Origin of the sequence: Syntrophomonas sp. UBA1041, from assembly GCF_002316705.1 — a bacterium.
In the GTDB taxonomy this organism is placed as follows: domain Bacteria; phylum Bacillota; class Syntrophomonadia; order Syntrophomonadales; family Syntrophomonadaceae; genus DTU019.
Genome location: NZ_DCEA01000069.1, coordinates 39,937 through 40,300 on the forward strand (window position 1 = coordinate 39,937; position 364 = coordinate 40,300).

General features: G+C 52.5%; 1 protein-coding gene. It reads right to left on the minus strand.

Annotated features, from left to right (window positions below; translation table 11 throughout):
- Nucleotides 1–364 (minus strand): MutS N-terminal domain-containing protein (locus B2633_RS10600; protein WP_483170610.1); only part of this gene is annotated, 364 nt, incomplete at both ends.

Below are 364 nucleotides of genomic sequence, written 5' to 3' on the forward strand. Positions count from 1 at the left end.
AACTCGCCGGTGGAAACATCCACCCAGGCTAACCCCGAACAGTTCCTGGTTTCGACCACTGCTGCCAAATAATTGTTGAGATCTTCCTGCAAGAGGTTCTCGTCGGTTATAGTTCCCGGGGTAACTATTCTGACCACCTCTCGCTTGACAATGCCCCGGGCGTTTTTGGGATCTTCCACCTGCTCGCATATCGCGATTTTGTGGCCTAGCGTAATAAGCTTGGCTATGTAAGTATTGGCGGCATGGTAGGGAATTCCGCACATCGGAATGCGTTCACTGTGCCCGCCGTCGCGGGCCGTCAAAACAATCTCCAATTCCCGGGATGCGGTTTCGGCATCCTGGAAAAACATCTCGTAAAAATCCC